Annotated in this window: 10 protein-coding genes; 7 read left to right on the plus strand and 3 right to left on the minus strand. The window is 73.3% G+C overall.

Features of this window, described 5'->3' with window-relative positions:
- Positions 1-217 precede the first annotated feature (217 nt).
- Positions 218-1,336, minus strand: coding sequence for a phosphoserine transaminase (gene serC, locus ACFZB9_RS04050; RefSeq protein WP_391443434.1), 1,119 nt, complete (start codon positions 1,334-1,336; stop codon positions 218-220).
- Between the two features lie 114 nt (positions 1,337-1,450).
- Positions 1,451-2,551 carry a citrate synthase 2 gene (locus ACFZB9_RS04055; protein ID WP_391443435.1) on the minus strand — a complete coding sequence of 367 codons (1,101 nt, stop codon included), beginning with the start codon at positions 2,549-2,551 and terminating at the stop codon, positions 1,451-1,453.
- A 393-nt stretch (positions 2,552-2,944) separates the two neighbouring features.
- On the opposite strand from ACFZB9_RS04055, the gene pdxH reads away from it, so the two are divergent.
- From pdxH to fxsT (ACFZB9_RS04090), 7 genes are all read left to right on the plus strand, one after another.
- Entirely contained in the window at positions 2,945-3,568 is a 624-nt protein-coding gene (pdxH, locus tag ACFZB9_RS04060) for a pyridoxamine 5'-phosphate oxidase (protein ID WP_391444261.1), read from the plus strand.
- A 140-nt stretch (positions 3,569-3,708) separates the two neighbouring features.
- The gene (gene fxsT, locus ACFZB9_RS04065; protein ID WP_391443436.1) at positions 3,709-7,245 is read left to right on the plus strand and encodes an FxSxx-COOH system tetratricopeptide repeat protein; all 3,537 of its coding nucleotides are present in this window, start codon (positions 3,709-3,711) and stop codon (positions 7,243-7,245) included.
- 354 nt (positions 7,246-7,599) lie between these two features.
- Positions 7,600-7,821 (plus strand): hypothetical protein, encoded by a 222-nt coding sequence (locus tag ACFZB9_RS04070; protein ID WP_391443437.1) that lies wholly within the window; start codon positions 7,600-7,602, stop codon positions 7,819-7,821.
- Between the two features lie 109 nt (positions 7,822-7,930).
- Positions 7,931-10,417, plus strand: coding sequence for an FxsB family cyclophane-forming radical SAM/SPASM peptide maturase (locus ACFZB9_RS04075; RefSeq protein WP_391443438.1), 2,487 nt, complete (start codon positions 7,931-7,933; stop codon positions 10,415-10,417).
- An 11-nt stretch (positions 10,418-10,428) separates the two neighbouring features.
- Entirely contained in the window at positions 10,429-11,253 is an 825-nt protein-coding gene (locus ACFZB9_RS04080; RefSeq protein ID WP_391443439.1) for an aminoglycoside N(3)-acetyltransferase, read from the plus strand.
- Between the two features lie 137 nt (positions 11,254-11,390).
- Positions 11,391-12,815 (plus strand): TIR-like protein FxsC, encoded by a 1,425-nt coding sequence (locus ACFZB9_RS04085; RefSeq protein ID WP_391443440.1) that lies wholly within the window; start codon positions 11,391-11,393, stop codon positions 12,813-12,815.
- Positions 12,805-16,875 carry an FxSxx-COOH system tetratricopeptide repeat protein gene (fxsT, locus tag ACFZB9_RS04090; protein WP_391443441.1) on the plus strand — a complete coding sequence of 1,357 codons (4,071 nt, stop codon included), beginning with the start codon at positions 12,805-12,807 and terminating at the stop codon, positions 16,873-16,875. Before ACFZB9_RS04085 ends, fxsT (ACFZB9_RS04090) begins: the two co-directional genes overlap by 11 nt.
- A 27-nt stretch (positions 16,876-16,902) precedes the next feature.
- Here the strand turns inward: fxsT (ACFZB9_RS04090) and ACFZB9_RS04095 are convergent, their stop codons facing one another.
- Positions 16,903-17,778 carry an alpha/beta fold hydrolase gene (locus tag ACFZB9_RS04095; RefSeq protein WP_391443442.1) on the minus strand — a complete coding sequence of 292 codons (876 nt, stop codon included), beginning with the start codon at positions 17,776-17,778 and terminating at the stop codon, positions 16,903-16,905.
- Positions 17,779-17,795 lie beyond the last annotated feature (17 nt).

A 17,795-nucleotide genomic window follows, 5' to 3' on the forward strand; every position in this document is an offset into this window, starting at 1 on the left:
CGATGCGTGGATCCCAAGACTCGTATGCGTATCGTCTCCGGCGCCCTGGGGCTGCTCCTGGTCGCCGTGCTGATCGGCGCGCTGGTGCAGAAGTGACCCCGTCGCCGACCCCGTGACGGGCGAAGGGCCGCCACCGACGAATCGGTGGCGGCCCTCTCAGCAGCGCCTCAGCCGTGTCTCGGCCGCGCCTCGGTAGTGCCTCGGCGGCGGCAGGAGATCAGAGCTGCTCGACCACGTGGTCGATGCACGCGGTGAGCGCCTGCACGTCGGCCGGGTCGATCGCCGGGAACATCGCGACCCGCAGCTGGTTGCGGCCCAGCTTGCGGTAGGGCTCGGTGTCCACGATGCCGTTGGCCCGCAGCGCCTTGGCGACCGCGGCGGCGTCCACCGAGTCGTCGAAGTCGATGGTGCCGACCACCTGGGAGCGCTGCTCGGGCACGGCGACGAACGGCTGCGCGAAGGCGGACTTCTCGGCCCAGCCGTACAGGTGGGCCGCGGATTCAGCCGTACGGGTGACGGCCCAGTCGAGCCCGCCGTTGCCGTTCAGCCACTCCAGCTGGTCGGCCAGCAGGAAGAGCGTGGCGATCGAGGGGGTGTTGTACGTCTGGTCCTTCGAGGAGTTGTCGATCGCGGTCGGCAGGTCGAAGAACGGCGGGATGTAGCGGCCGGAGCCGGCGATCTCGGCGGCCCGCTCCAGCGCGGCCGGCGAGAAGGCGGCCAGCCAGAGCCCGCCCTCGGAGGCGAAGGACTTCTGCGGCGCGAAGTAGTAGACGTCGGTCTCGGTGATGTCCACCGGCAGACCGCCGGCGCCCGAGGTGGCGTCCACCAGGACCAGCGAGCCGGCGTCGGCGCCCGCCGGGCGGCGGATCGGCATCGCGACACCGGTGGAGGTCTCGTTGTGGGTGAGCGCGTAGACGTCCACCCCCGCCTCGGCGGTGGGCAGCGGGTGGGTGCCGGGCTCGGCCTTGATCACGCTCGGCTCGGCGAGCCACGGGGCGGCCTTGACCGAGCCGGCGAACTTGGCGGAGAACTCGCCGAAGTTCAGGTGCTGCGACTTCTGGCGCACCAGGCCGAAGGCGGCGATGTCCCAGAACGCGGTGGACCCGCCGTTGCCGAGCACCACCTGGTAGCCGTCGGGAAGCGAGAAGAGGCTGCTCACGCCGGCCCGTACGCGCTTGACCAGGTCCTTGACCGGAGCCTGGCGGTGCGAGGTGCCGAGCAGCGAGGTACCGGTGGCGGCGAGGGCACTGAGGGCCTCGGGGCGCACCTTGGACGGGCCGCAGCCGAAACGGCCGTCGGCGGGCTTGAGGTCAGCGGGGATCTGAATGTGGGCCACGCGCGCAGCCTACTGTGCCCGCTCCCGGGATTTCGCCCGTTGTCCGGCCGCTGAGATGAAGAACTCAGCGGCCGGTGGGCGCAGTCGGGCTGACCGGGCGTCAGCCTTCGGACGTCAGTGCGCGATCGAGCTGTAGCCCTCGATCTCCTGCGGGCCGCGCGGGCCGGGGCCGATGTAGCGGGCGGCCGGGCGCACCAGGCGGCCGGTGCGCTTCTGCTCCAGGATGTGCGCCGACCAGCCGGCGGTGCGGGCACAGGTGAACATCGAGGTGAACATGTGCGCCGGGACCTCGGCGAAGTCCAGCATGATGGCGGCCCAGAACTCCACGTTGGTGGCCAGCACCCGGTCCGGGCGGCGGTTGTGCAGCTCCTCCAGGGCGGCCTTCTCCAGCGCCTCGGCGACCTCGAAGCGCGGGGCGCCCAGCTCCTTGGCGGTGCGGCGCAGCACGCGGGCGCGCGGGTCCTCGGCGCGGTAGACGCGGTGGCCGAAGCCCATCAGGCGCTCGCCCTTGTCCAGCGCGTTCTTGACCCAGGCAGTGGCGTCGCCGGTGCGCTCGATCTCCTCGATCATGCCCAGCACGCGCGAGGGGGCGCCGCCGTGCAGCGGGCCCGACATCGCGCCGACCGCGCCGGACAGCGCCGCGGCCACGTCCGCGCCGGTGGAGGCGATCACCCGGGCGGTGAAGGTGGAGGCGTTCATGCCGTGCTCGGCGGCCGAGGTCCAGTAGGCGTCGATCGCCTTGACGTGCTTGGGGTCCGGCTCGCCGCGCCAGCGGATCATGAACCGCTCGACGACCGTCTCGGCCTTGTCGATCTCGCTCTGCGGGACCATCGGCAGGCCCTGGCCACGCGCCGACTGCGCGACGTAGGACAGGGCCATGACCGCTGCCCGGGCGAGGTCGTCGCGGGCTTGCTCGGCGGAGATGTCGAGCAGCGGCTTCAGGCCCCAGACCGGCGCGAGCATGGCCAGCGCGGACTGCACGTCGACCCGGATGTCACCGGAGTGGACCGGGATCGGGAACGGCTCGGCGGAGGGCAGGCCCGGGTTGAACTTCCCGTCCACCAGCAGGCCCCAGACGTTCCCGAAGGAGACGTGGCCGACCAGCTCGTCGATGTCGACGCCGCGGTAGCGCAGCGCACCGCCCTCGCGGTCCGGCTCGGCGATCTCGCTCTCGAAAGCGACGACTCCCTCAAGCCCGGGTACGAAATCGGACATCACGCGGCTCCTCAGTGACGTGACTGGCCCTGCGCCGTGGTGGGGCGGTGGGCCGGCGACCGTTTGGTGTTTGGCACTCGGTGCCAGGGTGGCAGGCACTGGGTGCATTGCGCCATACACCACTGCGGTGATGTTTCCCCAGTGGCCGCTCGATTTCCTGTCGGAACCGGTATGTCTCCGGGATCTTCCATGGCAAACCGGTTCGAACCGGGCAATCCGGGGGATCGCGGGGGACCACAGGGGGTCGAGCGATGGCGAGCCACCATATCTCTCGATGTCGAGATTCCATAGGCGGCGCATGGTCCGCCGCTTGTCGTACGGGATGATGTTGACGTGCAGACCCCGGAACGCGCCCAGCCCGCGCACCAGACCTCCGTCCCCGACCTCGCTCGGATGCGCCGTCAGTACGCCGAGGAGGGCCTGGCCGAGCACGAGTTGGCCCCCGATCCGGTCACCCAGTTCGCTCGCTGGTTCGACCAGGCCGAGCAGGCCGGGCTGGTGGAACCCAACGCGATGGTGCTCTCCACCGCCGACGCCGAGGGGCGCCCCAGCGCGCGCACGGTGCTGCTCAAGGGGGTGGACGAGCGCGGCTTCGTCTTCTTCACCAACTACGGCTCGCGCAAGGGCACCGAGCTGACCGCCAATCCCAACGCCGCGCTGCTCTTCCCCTGGCACCAGATCGACCGTCAGGTGATCGTCACCGGTGGCGTCGAGCGCACCGGCCGGGACGAGACCGCCGCCTACTTCCGCACCCGCCCGCACGGCTCGCAGCTGGGCGCCTGGGCGAGCGAGCAGTCCAGCCCGGTCGCCTCGCGCGAGGTGCTGGAGCAGCGCTTCGCCGAGCTCGCCTCGCGCTACCCCGAGGGCGAGGGGGTGCCGGTGCCGCCGTTCTGGGGCGGGTACCGGGTGATCCCGCGGGCCGTCGAGTTCTGGCAGGGGCGCCCCAACCGGCTGCACGACCGGTTGCGGTACACGGCGGGGCCGGACGGCTGGACGGTGGAGCGGCTCTGCCCGTAGGGGCCGCCCGTCCGCCCGTGGCCACGCCGTAGCCGCGCCCGAGCGTGACGGCGCGTAGAGCCTTGCCGGGCGCGGGAATTGCTCCGTCCGCCCCCTTCGGAAACGGCGCGCGCCGGTCCACACTGAACGGACGACGGACAGTGGGGGCGCGGGTGGAGGCGTACTTCTTTCTGAGCTACGCGCGGGCGGACGACAGCCCCGGGATCGCGGCGTTCTACCGCGACCTCGGCGCCCGGCTCCTCGCGCGGGACCCGGCCGCCGCCGAGCTGCCCCCCTTCCGGGACGTCGAGCAGATCCGGATCGGCGCGGACTGGGAGCAGGTACTGGCCGACGCGGTCGCCGGGTGCCGCGCGCTGGTGGCCCTCTACTCGCCCGGCTACTTCGCCAGCAGCTACTGCGGCAAGGAGTGGACCGCCTTCCACTCCAGGGTGGCCGCGTTCCGCGCGCAGACCGGCTGGGACCCCCGGGCACTCGTCCCGGTGCTGTGGCGCCCGGTGCCGGGCGCGCTGCCCGGGCCGGTGGCCGAACTCCAGTACAGCGAACCGGCCATGGGCGAACGCTACCTGCGGGTCGGGCTCGCCGAGCTGCTGGCGCAGGAGCCGCCGGGGGCGGAGTACCACCGGGTGCTCGACGTGCTGGCCGACCGGATCGCGCTCGCGGCCGGGCGGGCCCGGCTGCCCGGGCTGCCGGGGCTGAACCTGGGCGAGTTCGTCGGGGCGTTTCCCCTCGCGGCGCCCGAGCCGCCACCGCTGTCCCTCAGCTACGCCCCGGCCGACCGGCTGTGGGCCGAGTGGGCGGCCGCCGAACTCGCCGCGGCGGGCCGCCCCGCCGCCCTGCACGGTCTCGGCACGGCCGGTGCCGAACAGGCGCTGCACCGGGCGCTGGACGGCCGGGGGCGGGTGCTGGCGCTGCTGTCGCCCGACTATCCGCGCCATCCGGACGCGGCCGGCCTGTGGACCGCGCTGGCCGGGCACGAGTGGGCCCCCGGACACCGCGCGCTGCTGTCCGTCCCGGTCCGTGAACTCACCGAACCCCTGCCGGCGCCCTTCGCCGACCAGCTGCCGGGTGAACCGCTCGCGGCCGACCCGGCCGCGGCGGCCGGCCAACTGGCCGCCCTGGCGGGGGAGCCCGCGGACGGCGCGGCGCGGGCGGCCCGGCCCGCCCGCGGACCGCGCCCGCGCTTCCCGGCGGAGCGACCCACGGTCTTCGACGCACCGGCGTCCACCTCGAACTTCACCGGGCGGGACGAGGTGCTGGAGTCGCTGCGCGCCGGCTTCCTGGCAGCGGGCGGGCCGGCCGTCCAGGTGCTCCAGGGCATGGGCGGGGTGGGCAAGACCCAGACGGCGGCCGAGTACGCCCGGCGGTACGCGGCGGGGTACGACGTGGTCTGGTGGATCGCGGCCGAGCAGCCGGAGTTCATCGCCCCGCGGCTGGCCCAGCTGGCCCCGCGGCTCGGCCTGGCCGCCACCGACGACAGCGCCGACACCGCGGCCCAGGTGCTGGAGGCGCTGCGGGCCGGGCGGCCGTATCCGCGCTGGCTGCTGATCCTGGACAACGCCGGCGACCCGGCCGAGCTGCGCGGCCGGCTGCCCGATCCGTCGCCCGGCGGCCACCTGCTGATCACCTCACGCGACGCGGCCTGGGCCCGCCGCGACCGGGTGGTCGAACTCGGCGTGCTGCGCCGGGCGGAGAGCCTGCGGCTGCTGGATCGGCTGAACCCGGAACTGCCGGTGGCGGCCGCCAGGGAGCTGGCCGCCGCGCTGGGCGACCTGCCGCTGGCCATCGTCCCGGCGGCGGCCTGGCTGCGGGAGACGGGCATGCCGGTCGCCGGCTACCTGGAGCTGCTCGCGGCCACCGCCACCGAGCTGCTGGAGCGCAGCTGGCTGCCGGACGGGGACTACCCGCGCTCGGCCGCCGCGAGCTGGCTGCTGTCGCTGGCCGAGCTGCGACGCGGCAACCCGGCGGCCGCCGAACTGCTGGAGCTCTGCGTCCACTTCGGTCCCGAGCCGATCCCCACCCGGCTGCTCTTCGCCCCGCGGGCCGGTGTCACGGGTGAGCGGGGCACCGTTCCGGTGGAAGCCCGGTTGGCGGTCGGCGAGCTGATCAAGGCGATCCACCGCAGCGGGCTGGCCCGGGCGGCCGCCGGGACCGAGACGCTCACGGTGCACCGGCTGGTCCGCGGGGTGATCTGGGAGCAGGTCGGGCCGGAGCGGCGGACGTGGTTGCGCGGCACGGTGCAGGCGCTGCTCGCCGGGGCGGCCCGCCAGGCGCCCGGACCGCCCGACGCCTGGCCGGTCTACCAGGAACTGCTGCCGCACCTGTGGCCGAGCGGAGCGGCGCACAGCACGGACCCTCTGGTACGTCGGTGGCTGGTCGACTCGGTCGGCTACCTGGTGCAGTGCGGGCTCCACCAGGTGGCGTGCGACCTCGCCGAGCGCGTCCTGGCCTGTTGGGCGGAGCCGGGCGGCGGCGCGGACAGCGGCGCGCAGGTCCCGCAGCTGCGCCGGCAGCACGCCAACGCGCTGCGCCTGCTGGGGCGCTACCGCGAGTGCCACGTGATCGACCGCGAGGTGCTCGCGCAGCTGACCCGGGAACTGGGCGAGAGCCATCCGCAGACGTTGTTCGCCGCCAGCAGCCTGGCCGGGGACCTGCGCGGTCTGGGCCGCTTCGCCGAGTCCTGCGAGCTGGACCGCAGCACGCTGCGGACAGCCGAGGAGGACTTGGTGCCGGGCCACCCCCAGCAGTTGGTCTGCGCCCACAACCTCGCGGTGGCGCTGTACACGGTGGGCGAGCGGGCGGCCGCCCTCGACCTGCACGAGCGCACCTGGCGGCAGTGGGAGCGGACGGCGCCGGCCACGCTGAGCACCTTCATCTCCGCGATCGCCTACGCCCAGTCGCTGCGCGAGGCGGGCCGCCCCGCGGTGGCACTGCGGGTGCTGGAGGACACGGTGCGCCGCTTCGCGGGCGTGGTCGGGGAGCGGAACCCGTGGATGCTGCGCGCCCGGCGCGGTCTCGCCATGACCGAGTACCGGCTCGGTCGAACGCTCCGGTCGGAGGAGTTGGCCGAGCCGACCCACCGGACCACCGAGGAGGTGTTCGGGGCGGGCAGCTTCGAGACGCTGACGGCGGCCGCCACCCTGGCCGCCGTCCGGCACGCGCTGGGCGAGCACGTCCGGGCGGTGGCGGTCGGCGAGCGGGCCTACCGCGAGGGCCGGGCCCGGTTCGGCGGCCGGCATCCGCTGACCGTCCTGCTGGCCGCCAACCTGGCGCCCCAACTGCGGGCCGCGGGGCGCACCGAGGAGGCGGCGGTGCTGGGCCGTGAGGCGGTCGAGCGGTTCGAGGCGGCGCTGGGCCCGGACCACTGCGACCTGGGCGCGCTGCTGGTGAACCGGGCCACCGACCAGGCCGCCGGTGACCCGGCGTCGGCGGTCCGCACCGGCACCCGGGCGCTGGACCTGCTGACCGCGACGGTGGGGGCGGCCCACCACCACGCGCTGGCGGCCGGCTCCAACCTGGCGCTCGACCTGGCCGCGGTCGGTGAGCGGGGGCAGGCCGGGGAGCTGGCGGGCCGCTGCGCGGAGCTGGCGCGCACGGCGCTGGGGGACGGCCATGCGCTCACCCGCGCGGTGGCCGTCCGCAAGCGGCTTGATGTCCAGGTCGAGTTGTACCTGCTCTGAGCCGGCGTCCGCCCTTCGGATGGACCCCCAGGCCGGGTGGACCGGTGGCCGTCCGAATGGCGGACACGGCGTCGACACGCGGTGAAGATCGCTACGTCGAATGGCGGAACGCCAGATCACCGCAACGGGTGAACTCCATCGCGGGGGCCTCCCGAGTTCGGGTGGTGGGAAGGGCATCCGGGCAGATCGTGCCGGTCCGAACGACCGGGGGCCCGGAATCGTCTCCGGCGCTGACTGGAAATAGGCTAGCCAGACACTAGGTTGGTGCCAGGGCCACTGTGGGACACTCCCCAGCGCCCTATTACCCCCGTTCGGCACGGTTCAACCGTGCCAGGTCCGGAAGGATCGTCAAGTATGCACACCACGCTGGAAGTCGCGGAAACCACGTCCGGCAAGCCACTCACCTCGCAGGGCCGACGCCCGTCGCTGGCGGAGCTGTCGAACCAGGACGCCGATGTGCTGCTCGCCTCGCTGTACCGGTCGCTGCCGGGCCTCGACGGCGAGTCTGAGGGTGAGCCGGAGAGCGAGCCGCAGGGCGGGCCGGAGATCGAAAGCGGCTTCAACTCCTCGATCTGAAGAGGGCGGGGAGACGACGCCCGGTTGACAGCTCGGCCCTGCCGGTACTGCAGTTGGTCCGGCGAAGTGTCATCTCTCAATAGCAGGAAGTCACATGACGCACCAGCTGGTGCCATTCTCACAGTTCGTACTGAAGGTTCACAGTCGCTGCGACCTGGCCTGTGACCACTGCTACGTCTATGAGCACGCCGACACCAGCTGGCGCGGCAGACCACGGGCGATCACGGGGGTGGCCCTCGACCGGGTGGCCGAACGGATCGCGGAGCACGCGATCGGGCACCGACTGCCGGCCGTTCACGTGGTGTTGCACGGGGGCGAACCACTGCTGGCCGGCCCACAACTGCTGCGCCGGGCCGCCGAGCGGCTGCGTGCCGCGCTGCCCGCCGGCTGTGCGCTGGACCTGCGGATCCACACCAACGGGGTGCGGCTGGACCGCGCGTTCTGCGAGCTCTTCGACGAGTTGGACATCAAGGTCGGCATCTCACTGGACGGCGACGCGGCGGCCAACGACCGGCACCGCCGGTTCGCCGACGGCCGCAGCAGCCATGCCAAGGTGCTCGCCGCCGTCGAGCTGTTGCGCCGGCCGGAGTTCCGCCACCTGTACGCGGGCCTGCTCTGCACGATCGACGTGGAGAACGACCCGATCGCGGTCTACGAGGCGTTGCGCGTGCTGGAGCCGCCGCGCATCGACTTCCTGCTCCCGCATGCGACCTGGGACGAGCCGCCGAAGCGCCCGGCTGGCCTCGGCGAAAACCCCTACGCCCAGTGGCTGCTGGCGATCCATCAGCACTGGGAACGGCAGGGCCGGCCGATCCCGGTGCGCACCTTCGACTCGGTGCACCGCACGCTGCGCGGGCGCTCCAGCCTGACCGAGGCACTCGGGCTCGATCCCGCCGATCTGGTCGTGATCGAGACGGATGGCACATTCGAGCAGGCCGACAGTCTGAAAACGGCCTACGACGGTGCACCGGTGACCGGTTTCGACGTCTTCGCGAACAGCCTGGACGAGGTCGCCCGGCACCCGGGGATGATGGCCCGGCAGTCGGGGCTGGCCGGACTGAGCGCGACCTGCCGGTCCTGTCCGGTGGTCCGCAGTTGCGGCGGCGGTCTCTACGCGCACCGCTGGCGCACCGGCGCCGGCTTCGACAACCCTTCCGTCTTCTGCGGAGACCTCATGCGCCTGATCACCACCATTCGGGACCGGATCGCCCCGGCCCTCCCCGCTGCGGCCGCCGGCCCGGGCCCGGCTGCCCCGGGCCCCGGCCTGCGCCCCGACCAGCTCGGCCAACTGGCCCGTGGTCACGGGGACGCGGACACCGTCGCCGCGCTGGCCGCCGGACAGCTGGACCTGACCCGGCGACTGCTGGCGGCGGTCGGTCCGGCGGTGGGGGAGCCCTGGCAGGCGCTCGCCGAGCTGGACGCCTCGGCGCCCGGCGCGGTGGACGCGGTGCTCGCCCACCCGTACGTCCGCAGCTGGGCCGTCGGCCGGCTGCGCGCGGCGGCGGGCGACCCGTCGGCCGAGCCGGACACACTGGCCGAGATCGCGGCGGCCGCGCTGATCCGGGCCGGGCTGGAGGCCGAACTGCCGGTCCCGGTGCGCGGCGGCGTGATCCAGCTGCCCACCCTGGGCCGAGTGCTGGTCGGCGGCTCGGGGCAGGCCGTGGTGCGCGGCGGCGCGGACCGCTTCACGGTGCGCACCGCGGCCGGGGTGACGCGGGTGGTCGGCTTCGACCAGCCGGCCGACCAGCACTGGCTGCCGGTGCGGCGGTTGGGCTTCGTCGGCGGTTGGTCGGTGGCGCTGGAGGACACCGACCCGCAGCGCGACTGCCACCGATGGCCGGCCGAAGCGCGCCTCACCGAGGCCGCGCTGGGCGACTGGACCGGCGCCCTGCGCGAGGCCTGGGAGCTGCTGCTGCGCGACCTGCCGCAGTACGCCGCCGGGATCGCCGTGGGGCTGACGACCCTCACCCCGCTGCGTCCCGGCCCGGCCGCCCAGGGCGTCGGCACCGCCGCCCGGCAGGCCTTCGGCGCCGTCGCGATCGCCCGCCCGCGCACCGCGCCGGCCCTGGCGCGGCTGCTCGTGCGCGAGTTCCAGGCGGTCAAGCTGGGCGCGGTGCTGGACTTCCACGACCTGTACGACCGCACGGACCGGCGCGGCTACCGGGCACCCTGGCAGGCCGACCCGCGCCCGTTGGCCGAGCTGTTCCAGCAGACCTATGCCGAGCTGGCCGTGACCGAGTTCTGGGCCGGCCGGGCGCTGGCCTACCAGGGCGTGGGCGGCGAGGCCGCCGAGCATGCGCGTGAGCAGCTCGGGCGGCGGCGCGGGGACACCGAGCGGGCGCTCGACACCCTGCTCGGCTCCGGCTCGCTCACCGCGCTCGGCGAGCGGTTCGCCACGGGCCTGCGGGAGTCGCTGTCGCCCTGTCTGGTGATGCCGCTCGGAACGCCGCCCGCCGTTGCCGACCGGTCCGCCCGCGCCGGGGTCGCCGCCCCCGCCGAGCAGCCCGCGCCCGTCGAGCGCCCCGACGCTGCTGAGCGCTCCGACGCTGCCGAGCGCCCCGCGCCCGCCGATCACTCCGCCCCCGCCGGACGCTGAGGAGGCCCGCCGTGCTCACCGTTGCCGAGCTCACCGACCAGCTGCGCCGGCTCGGCCTGTCGCCGCGCTGCGGGCCGGTGCTGGTGCACGCCGCGCTGCGCTCGCTCGGCCCGGTGCAGGAGGGCTCGGCCGGGGTGATCGCCGCGCTGCGCGGCGCGATCGGCCCGCAGGGCACGCTGCTGGCCTTCACCGCGACTCCGGAGAACTCCGAGACCTCCCGGCTGGACGCGGCCGTCACCGCTGGGCTGAGCCGGGCGGAACTGCTGGCCTACCGGCGCACCATGGCGCCCTTCGACCCGGCGACCACCCCGAGTTCGCCGACCATGGGGCGGCTCTCCGAGGAGCTGCGCACCACGCCCGGCGCGCTGCGCAGCACGCATCCGCAGACCTCGTTCGCCGCCCTCGGACCGCTGGCCGCCGAACTCACCGCCGATCACCGGCTCGACTGCCACCTCGGCGAGCAGTCGCCGCTCGGGGCGCTGTACCGGGCGGGCGGCTCGGTGCTGATGCTGGGCGCCTCGGCGGAGCGCTGCACCGCCCTGCAGCTGGCCGAGTACCGGGTGCCGCACGGCCCGGTCAAGCGCTACGGCTGCATGGTCCGCGACGCCGCCGGGAGCCCGGCCTGGGTGCGGTTCGACGGGCTCGACCTGGACGACCAGTACTTTCCGCGGATGCTGGCCGCGATCGGGCCGCGGCTGACCGGGGCGCGGACCGGCCGGATCGCCGGTGCCGAGTGTCTGCTGTTGCCCGTGGTGCAGGCGGTGGACGCGGCGCTCTGGTGGCACCTGCGGCAGCGGGCGACGGTTGCGGCCGATCCGATTCGGGCAAACCGCTGACATCAGCAGGCCGACTGACGCATGATCAGAGGAGCTGATGGCAGAGGTTTTCCGCCGGGGTATTCCACTCGGGAAGCGGGGCTTCCTACACTGAGGATGCCCTGAGCGGGGCGGGCGAGGCCCCTGGGGAGGCGCGTGTGAACGACGCTGCGGGCAAGCAGAAGGCCCAGGCGAAGCCGCACTTCTTCCTCAGTTACGCCCATATGCCGCCGGTCGGTACCCGAAATCCCAATTCGCGGGTCAGCCAGTTCTACGAGGACCTGTGCGAGGCCGTGCTGCAGTTGACCCCGCTGCCCACCGCGGATCCGGTGGGCTTCATGGACGAGACCATGCACCAGGGCGACAACTGGGCGGTGAAGATCTCCGAGGCGCTGGCCACCTGCCGGGTCTTCGTGCCGCTCTACCACCCGCGGCTCTTCCGCAGCACCCCGTGCGGCCAGGAGTGGTACACCTTCGCCCAGCGCGCGGCCAACGCCCCGGGCGGCACCGCGCAGAACAGCGCCGTCGTGCCGGTGCTCTGGGTGGGCATGCGCGAGGGCGCGCTGCCCTCGGTGGCCAGCGCCGTGCAGTTCAACCACTCCAGCTTTCCGCGCGCCTATGCCGAGGACGGCCTGTACGCGCTGATGGCCCAGCGCCATCACCAGGGGCTGTACGAGAAGGTGGTCTACAAACTGGCCCGGCGCATTGTCGAGGTGGCGCTGGAGACGGTGGTCCCGGTGGTCGAGCCGGTCGACTTCACCACCAATCCCTCGGCCTTTCCCGGTCGTTCGCCCGCCGATGAACTCACCATCGCGGTCCTGGCGTTCAAGGACAGCGAGGTACCCGCGCACCGCGACCGGGGCTACTACGGGGCGCGTCGCATCGATTGGCAGCCGTACGTGCGCGGCGGGGACGCCGCGCTGGCCGAGAAGGCCGCGCAGCTGGCCCGGCAGTGCGATCTCAACCCGACCATCCACGAGTTCGAGCTGGCGGCCGCCCGGCTGATGGAGCTGGAACGGCCGCAGGGCCCCGGCGTGCTGCTGGTCGACCGCTGGGTGCTGCAGGACCCCCAGCGCTGCGCGCTGGTGCGCGAGTTCGCCCGCCGCAACCCCGCCTGGGTGGCGGTGGTGGAGCCGTGGAACCGCGACGATCCGCAGTGCGCGGCCGAGACCGGGCCGCTGGCCGCGCTGAGCGAGCAGGTGCTGCGCCACCGCGGCGGCAGCGTGCGCCCGTCCTTCCGGCCGATCGCGGGGGACGGCACCGACCCCGACGGGGTGCCCACCGCGAGCGACTTCGGCCTGGCCTTCCAGCACGCCGCGATCCGCGCGCAGAAGGCCTACAAGGAGCGCGCGCTCCCCAGGCCCCCGGTGACCGGTGAGTCCCGGCCGCGGCTGCGGGACGCCTTCGGCGACGCGGGCCGGCCGCCGCAGAACCGCTACGCCGACCCCGATCCTCCCGCTGAGCACGACGAGCACGACGAGAACGACGACCAGGACGAACAGGACGAGCACGACGGCGAGTTCGATCCCGATCTCGACGGTGAGTTCGACGAGGATGACGAAGGAGGAGATCATGACGTCTGACCAGACTCGCAACCTCCGGGCGGGCGGGCGTAGTTCAGCGGCCAAGCTGACCACGTCCGGGCCTGCGCCGGCCAGGACCGGCGAGGAGGACCGCCAGGGCCGGATCATCACCTTCTACTCCTACAAGGGCGGCACCGGGCGCACCATGGCGCTCGCCAACACCGCCTGGATCCTGGCCGCCAACGGCTTCCGGGTGCTCACCGTGGACTGGGACCTGGAGGCCCCCGGGCTGGCCAAGTTCTTCCACCCCTTCCTGGACGCGGCCGAACTCGCCGACTCTCCGGGCGTGATGACGCTGATCAACGACTACCGCGAGGAGGCGCTGCGGGAGACCGAGCTGCACGCCGACGCGCTGCTCGAACCCGAGCGCTACCAGCAGGAGCTGCTGGAGATCGGCCACCACCCGGGCTGGCACCTGGACTTCGCCAAGGTGGCCGGGCACGCGGTGCCGCTGTCCTGGGGCGGCTTCCCGGCCGGCGGCAGCATCGACTTCCTGGCCGCGGGCCGCCAGGACCGGGACTACTCCGGCACCCTGGGCAGCCTGGACTGGGACCTCTTCTACGAGCGCTTCGACGGCGGCCAGTTCTTCGACGCCCTCCGTGCCGACATGCGCAAGCGCTACGACTACGTGCTGATCGACAGCCGCACCGGTCTGTCCGACACCGCCGAGATCTGCACCGTGCAGATGCCCGACGATCTGGTGGTCTGCTTCACCCTGAGCGACCAGAGCATCGACGGCGCCTCCCGGATCGCCCAGCACATCGCGGACCGCTACCGCGACCGCGGGATCCGGATCCTGCCGGTGCCGATGCGGATCGACGACTTCGAGAAGGACAAGGCGGACGCCGGGCGGGCGCTGGCCCGGATCCGCTTCGACGGGCTGCCCTCGGGACTGACCAACGAGCAACTGGTCCACTACTGGGGCTCGGTGGAGATCCCGTACCGGCCGTTCTACGCCTACGAGGAGATCCTGGCCACCTTCGGCGACCAGGTGGGCACGCCGACCAGCATGCTCTCGGCCTGCGAGCGGCTGACCGACGTGATCACCGCGGGCCGGGTCGCCTCGCTGCCGCCGATGGACGAGGAGGTGCGGCTGCGCTACATCGAGGCGTTCACCCGCCGCCGCCCCACCGTGCCGGCCGACATCTACCTCAGCTACGTGCCCGAGGACCGGATGTGGGCCGACTGGATCGAGTTCGTGCTCAGCGCGGCCGGTTTCCGGGTGCTGCCCAGGGACGTGGGGGCGGGCACCGACGCGCGGGCCGAGACCGAGCGCTCGGTGGACGCGGCCTACCGGACCGTCGCGGTGCTCTCGCCCGCCTACCTGCGCGCCCCGCAGGCCCGCGCGCTGTGGGAGTCGGTGGTCGGCTCCGACCCGTCCGGCACCCGCCGCCAGCTGATCCCGGTGCGGGTCGGCTCCACCCCGCTGGCCGCTCCGTTCAGCAGCCGCAACCCGGTGGACCTGGTCAACCTCAAGGAGCCGCAGGCGCTGCTGGCCCTGGTCAAGGCGCTGGGCCGGGAGGAGGTGCCGGCCGTGGACACCGCGAGCGGGCCCCGGTTCCCCGGCACCCAGCCGGAGATCTGGAACGTCCCGCCGCGCAACACCTACTTCACCGGCCGGGCCGAGCTGCTGGAGCGGCTGCGCAACCAGCTCGGCGGCGGTGCGACCGCGGTGCTGCCGGTGCCGCAGACCCTCTACGGGCTCGGTGGCGTCGGCAAGACCCAGGTGGCACTGGAGTACGCCCACCGGTTCATGGCCGACTACGACCTGGTCTGGTGGGTCTCGGCCGAGCAGGAGGACGAGATCCAGGGGCAGATGGCCGAGCTGGCCCGCAAGATGGGCCGGGCCAGCAACGAGCCGGTGGCGCTGGCCACCGAGATCGCGCTGGAGTCGCTGCGCCGCGGTGAGCGGGCCAAGCGCTGGCTGCTGATCTTCGACAACGCGGACGAGCCGGCCGAGATCCGCCGTTACTTCCCCGGCGGCAACGGCCACATCCTGGTCACCTCGCGCAACCAGGCCTGGGCCACCCACGCCGAGGCGCTGACCATGGACGTCTTCACCCGCGGCGAGAGCATCGACCACCTGACCCGGCGCACCGGCGGCGCGCTCAGCCGGGTGGACGCGGACGCGGTGGCCGAGGCGGTGGGGGACCTGCCGCTGGCCGTCGAGGTGGCCGGCGCCTGGCTGAAGGCCACCGGCACCCCGGTCGCCGAGTACATCGCGGCCCTGCAGACCGAGGCCTCCCGGGTGCTGGAGCTCGGCCGTCCGGTGGACTACCCGATGACGGTCGGCGCCACCTGGCGGGTCTCCATCGCCCGGCTGCGCGAGCAGTCCCCGGCCGCCGCCCGGATGCTCCAGCTGTGCGCCTACTTCGCGCCCGAGCCGATCTCGATGAACCTCTTCTACAGCGACCAGATGATCCGTGCGCTGGTTCCCTACGACCCGGGGCTGAGCGACAAGTTCCTGCTCGGCCGGGTGATCCAGGCGATCGGCCGGTACGCGCTGGCCAAGGTGGACGCGGGGGCGAACAGCATCCAGGTCCACCGGCTGGTCCAGGAGGTGATCCGCTCGGAGATGAGCGCCGAGGAGCAGGTGGACACCGTGCACGAGGTGCACCGGATCCTGATCGGCGCCCGCCCGGTGACCGGGGACACCGACGACCCGGCCAACTGGCCCGTCTTCGAGGAGATCTGGCCGCACCTGTCGCCCTCCCGGGCGCACGACTGCGACGAGTCGGACACCCGGCAGCTGATGATCGACCGGGTCCGCTACCTGTGGAAGCGCGGCGAGTTCGGCCAGGCCCGCCGGATGGGCCACCTGCTGGACGAGGCGTGGACCGCCAAGCTCGGCGAGGACGACCGGCAGACCCTGCTGCTGCGCTTCCAGCTCGCCAACGTGATGCGCTCCCAGGGCCAGTACGCGCTGGCCGTGGAGCTGGACCAGGACACCCTGCAGCGTCAGCGGCGGGTGCTCGGCGAGCACCACCCCTACACCCTGATGACCGCCGGTTCGCTCGCCGCCGACCTGCGCGCGGTCGGCGACTTCGACAAGGCGCTGGAGCTGGACCGGGAGGCGCTGGACCGGTTCCGCGAGCAGTTCGGCGAGGACAACCCGCGCACCCTGTCCTGCGCCAACAACCTGGCCATCGACTACCGGCTGGCCGGCGACAGCGGGCCCGCCCAGGAGCTGGACCAGGACACCCTGGACCGGCGCAGCCTGGTGCTCGGCCCCAAGCACCCCTACACCCTGTCCACCAAGTCCAACCTGGCCCGTGACCTGCGCGAAACCGGCGACTACGAAGGCTCGGTGACGATCCACCAGGAGGTCGCCACGGCGTTCGCCGAGGTGCTCGACATCGACGTGCCGGAGATCCTGCGCAACGCCAAGTCGCTGGCCGTCTCGCTGCGCAAGGTGGGCCGGCAGGCCGAGGCGCGCCGGCTCACCAAGGAGACCTACGAGCGTTACCTGGAGCGCTATGGCGAGAACGCGCCGGACACGCTGGCCTGCGCGCTCAACCTGGCCGCCGACTACAGCGCGGGCGGCGACAAGGACGCGGCCCGCGATCTGGCCCGGCAGGTCTACGTCGGCCACCAGCAGCTCTACGGCCCCGAGCACCCGTTCACCCTGGTCTGCGCCAACAACCTGGTGATCTACCTGCGCGGCAGTGGCGGCCTGGCGGAGGCGCTGGAGCTGGGCGAGACCACGGTGGGCACGCTGACCCGGGTGGTGGGCGCCGAGCACCCGTACACCCTCAACGCGATGATCAACCTGGCCAACGCCTACGGCGACCAGGGCCGGCTGGTGGAGGCCGAGGAGCTGGAGCAGTCCGCCTACCGGAGCCTGTGCGAGCGCTACGGTCAGCGCCACCCCGACGCGGTGGCCTGCCAGGCCAACCTGGCGGTGACGCTGCGCTCGCAGGGCAAGGTCAACCAGGCCACCGAACTGCGCACCCGGGCGGTGGCCGAGCTGATCCGCCAGCTCGGCGAGGAGCACCCCAACACCGTCTCGGCCCGGGGCTGGAAGCGGATCAACCGGGACCTGGAACCGCAGCCGATCTGATCGTGTGACCGGGGCCTGTCCGGGTCGTCAGTCGGTGCCGCCCGCCGCCCACTTCAGGGCGGCGGTGAGCACCCGCAGTGAGCCGAAGTGGGCGGCGCCCGGCTCCAGGAAGAGCGTGGCGTCGGGGATGTGCGCGGCCAGCCAGCGGGAGTGGTCCACCGGCGACCACATGTCGTCGGCGCCGTGCCACAGCCAGGTGGCGGCCGTGACGTCCTGCGCCTTGAAGCCCCAGTCGGTGGTGAAGGCGAGCACGTCGTCGATCCAGCCGTCGGCGTTCTGCCGGAACGCCTCGCGGTAGTTGCTCAGCAGCATCCGGCGGATGCCCGCGTCGGAGACCACCGCCCGGTCCACGGCGGTCAGTTCCCGGCGCAGCCCGGCGAGCAGGGTGGCCGGATCGTCGCGCATCCGCCGGGCCCGCTGCTCCATGGTGGCGGCGATCCGCTGGTGGTCGCGCTCGGCGGCGCGGTAGTCACGGATGTTGGCGGCGGTCATCCCGGCGTACCAGTCGAGGTCCTCGGCGTTCCAGGGGGCCAGGCCCACCAGCACGGCCACCCGGTGGACCCGGCCGGGCAGCAGCGCGCCACAGGCCAGCGCGTGCGGTCCGCCGCCGGAGCGGCCCACCACGGCGAAACGTTCCAGCCCGAACTCGTCGGCGATCGCCTGCACGTCGGCGGCGGCCGCGGCCACCTGCCGGCCGCGCAGGCGGTCCGAGCCGCCGTAGCCGGGGCGGTCGAAGGAGATCAGCCGGACGCCGAGGTTGTAGAGCACGCTGCTGCGCGGGGTCGGGCCGAGCCGGCTGCCGGGTGTGCCGTGCATCAGGAAGACCGGGCGGCCTTCCGGGTCGCCGAAGGTCTGCACGGCGAGCCTGCGGCAGTCGGCGGTCTTCACCAGTCGGGGCTGCACGCCGGGGACCTCCAAAA

It is taken from the genome of Kitasatospora sp. NPDC008050, from assembly GCF_042957465.1.
Classification (GTDB): Bacteria; Actinomycetota; Actinomycetes; order Streptomycetales; family Streptomycetaceae; genus Kitasatospora.

Bases quoted from the DNA above. Each gene is read 5' to 3' on its own strand.
- ACFZB9_RS04055 (WP_391443435.1), bottom strand. From the start codon at position 2,551: ATGTCCGATTTCGTACCCGGGCTTGAGGGAGTCGTCGCTTTCGAGAGC.
- pdxH (WP_391444261.1), top strand. From the start codon at position 2,945: ATGCGCCGTCAGTACGCCGAGGAGGGCCTGGCCGAGCACGAGTTGGCC.
- ACFZB9_RS04070 (WP_391443437.1), top strand. From the start codon at position 7,600: ATGCACACCACGCTGGAAGTCGCGGAAACCACGTCCGGCAAGCCACTC.
- fxsT (WP_391443441.1), top strand. From the start codon at position 12,805: ATGACGTCTGACCAGACTCGCAACCTCCGGGCGGGCGGGCGTAGTTCA.